This window comes from Vibrio sp. OPT18, from assembly GCF_015163615.1.
In the GTDB taxonomy this organism is placed as follows: domain Bacteria; phylum Pseudomonadota; class Gammaproteobacteria; order Enterobacterales; family Vibrionaceae; genus Vibrio; species Vibrio coralliirubri.
This window is the reverse complement of record NZ_JADDYK010000051.1, coordinates 56,120-59,502: the sequence shown is the minus strand read 5'-3', so window position 1 is coordinate 59,502 and position 3,383 is coordinate 56,120. Positions and strand designations below refer to the sequence as shown.

General features: G+C 45.4%; 1 pseudogene. It reads right to left on the bottom strand.

Going from position 1 to position 3,383, the window contains the following annotated elements:
• Positions 1-3,383, bottom strand: a pseudogene (locus IQQ51_RS27080) (hypothetical protein); the annotation flags it as partial.

The following is a 3,383-nucleotide window of genomic DNA, read 5'->3' as shown; positions in this document are numbered from 1 at the left end:
TTAAATGTTAGGTCGTTATTGCCTTGAATTGGTGTGTGGTCAATCGCTTCCAGAAGAGTGAAGGTGTATTCACCCAAAGTGGAACTGCTGAAATCGAGAGTAAACACAGTGGTTTCGACATTCGAAATATCGGTCGTGAAGCCAATATAATTGCCAGAGCCTGTTGGTTCTTCTCGAATCTCAATGATCAAGCCGTCTGACTTGAGCGCGTTGTTAGTATTAAACTCACTTGGTTCTAAACGGAATTTATCTACATCGTCGCTTTGATGAGTGAAAGATATGGTTTCCGTTTGGCTAACAGCACTACCGCTTGGCAATAAGCCATCAGCGAGATCCGCTTCTTTAAGTGATACGCTCGACACCGCATCAATAGTCGGATTGTCACCATCAGTAATGGTCAGCGTAATGGTTGAAGTCACCGGGTCATTATCAAAATCGCTTGAAGTCACGACAATCGACTTCACGATATCTTCACTAACTGAGTGGTCTAGATCGCGATTAGGTTCAAAGCGCACTTCCCCTTCAAGGGTGATATAAAGCTTACCTTCAGTGAAGCTGAAAAGCTGTTCGCCAGTGTCATTCTGATCAAGTGTTCGTAGTTGACCGTCATAAGTGAACTGAGTGATCGTCGCACCATCCGCACTCTGATTTGGCATCACATCAATGGTGTTGGTTGTCACCGTACCGTCGGCCAAATTTGGCTCGATGATATCTAACGTGCCGTCTTGCATGATTTGGACATCATCACCGATGGTTACATTCAGTTGAGACACCAATGAATCATCGCCGTCTGTATCAACTGCATAAACAGGCAGCTCGAAGCTCAAATCGTTGTTATCCAAACCATCCACATGGTCTAAAGCTTCAATTAAAGTAAAGGTGTATTCGCCTAGTGTGGTTGTAGAGAAACTAATGGTGAATACAGGAACTTCAGCGTTCGAGCCATTAGTAATAAAACCGATGTAAGTCCCCGGATTAGCCGAATCTTCTTTTATCTCGACCGCAAATCCATTCGATTTAAGTGCACCGCCCACATTGAACTCGGTTGGCTCAATACGGAAACTCGCCACATCATCACTTTGATTGGTGAAGGTAATCGTCTCTGTTTGGCTTACTGCACTGCCGCTTGGTGAAGAACCATCTGCAAGATTCGTTTCAGAGAGAGTGACACTTGGCACCGCATCAATGGTTGGGATATCACCGTCAGTAATGGTCAGAGTGACCATTGACGTCACCACATCGTTATCTAAATCGCTTGAGGTCACCACTATCGACTTGACGATATCTTCGCTAACCGTGTGGTCTAGATTGCGATTTGGTTCGAAGCGTACTTCACCTTCAAGAGCGATGAACAACTCCCCCTCTGTGAAGCTAAATTGCTGCTCACCTGTGTCCGTTTGATCCAGTGTTCGAACTTGACCGTCATACTTAAACTGAGTGATCGTCGCACCATCGGCACTTTGTTCTGGCATCACATCGATGGTATTGGTTGTGATTGTGCCGTCTGCAAGGTTTGGCTCAGTGATATCTAACGTACCACCTTGCATGATTTGAACATCATCACCGATGGTCACATTAAGCTGAGACACTAAAGAATCATCGCCATCACTATCAACGGCATAAACCGGTAAGTCGAAACTCAAATCGTTATTTGCGAGGCCATCAACATGGTCTAACGCTTCAAGTAAGGTGAAGGTGTATTGGCCTAAATTAGTATCTGAAAAGCTAATCGTGAATACGTTGGTTTCAACATTCGAGCCATCCGTAACAAAACCGATGTAACCACCCGGTGTAGTTGGGTCGGCTTTCAGTTCGACTGCCAATCCATTTGATGTCAAAGCGCCACCAACATTGAACTCAGTCGGTTCAATACGAAAGCTGGTCACATCATCACTTTGAGTGGTGTAAGTAATAGTTTGAGTTGAGCTAACCGCGCTACCGCTTGGTGCAGAGCCATCACTCAGATTGGTTTCCGACAAGTTCACAGTTGGCACATTATCAATGGTCGGAATATCACCATCGGTAATGGTCAGCGTGACGGTTGAGGTCAGCACATCGTTATCGGAGTCACTAGACGTCACCACGATTGATTTCACAATGTCTTCGTTCAGCGTGTGGTCGAGATTGCGGTTGGGCTCAAAACGCACTTCACCTTCAAGAGTGATGAAGAGTTCGCCTTCAGTAAAACTGAATTGCTGTTCACCATTGTCATTCTGATCAAGTGTTCGTAGTTGACCGTCATAAGTAAACTGAGTGATCGTCGCGCCATCAGCACTCTGATTTGGCATCACATCCATGGTGTTAGTTGTTACCGTACCATCTGCAAGATTCGGCTCGACGATATCTAACGCACTATCTTGCATAATTTGAACATCATCACCGATAGTGACATTTAACGGAGACATCAGTGAATCATCGCCGTCACTGTCTACCGCATAAACAGGCAGATCAAAGCTGAGCTCGTTGTTACCACGGGCATCTTGATGGTCCAACGCTTCGATGAGTGTGAACGTGTATTCACCTAATAACCCAGAATCAAAGCTTAATGTGAATACTGTCGTTTCTACGTTTGTGGCACTGGTAGTAAAACCAATGTAGTCACCCGACCCTGCCGGATTTTCACGCAGTTCAACGGCTAAACCGTTCGATTTAAGATCATCGTTAGTATTGAATTCCGTTGGTTCAATTCGGAAACGAACCACATCATCACTTTGGTTGGTAAATGTGATGGTTTGAGTGGAGCTCACCGCGCTGCCACTAGGAGCGGAGCCATCAGTCAGATTCGTTTCAGAAAGGGTTACGCTTGGAATAACGTCAATCGTAGGGTTATCACCATCAGTAATCGTCAGCGTTACGGTAGAAGTCAGAGAGTCGTTATCGAAGTCGCTTGAGGTTACAACAATCGACTTCACGATATCTTCGCTTGCCGTGTGGTCTAAATTACGATTTGGCTCGAAGCGCACTTCACCTTCAAGGGTGATATAAAGCTTACCTTCCGTGAAACTAAACTGCTGTTCGCCTGAAATACTTTGATCCAGTCTGTTTACAACACCGTCATAAGTGAACTGAGTGATGATCGCGCCATCTGCACTTTGATTGGGCATTACATCGATGGTGTTAGTCGTTACAGTGCCAGCAGCCAAATCTGCGACGGTTGGCTCGATGATATCTAACGTGCCATCTTGCATGATTTGAACGTCATCACCGATGGTCACATTGAGTTGCGACACCAACGAATCGTCGCCATCGCTGTCTACCGCATAAACTGGAAGATCAAAGCTAAGATCGTTTTTATCTAGGCCATCCACATGGTCTAGTGCTTCTAGTAAGGTAAAGGTGTATTCACCTAACGTGGTGCTTGAGAAGCTTAAGGTAAACACAGG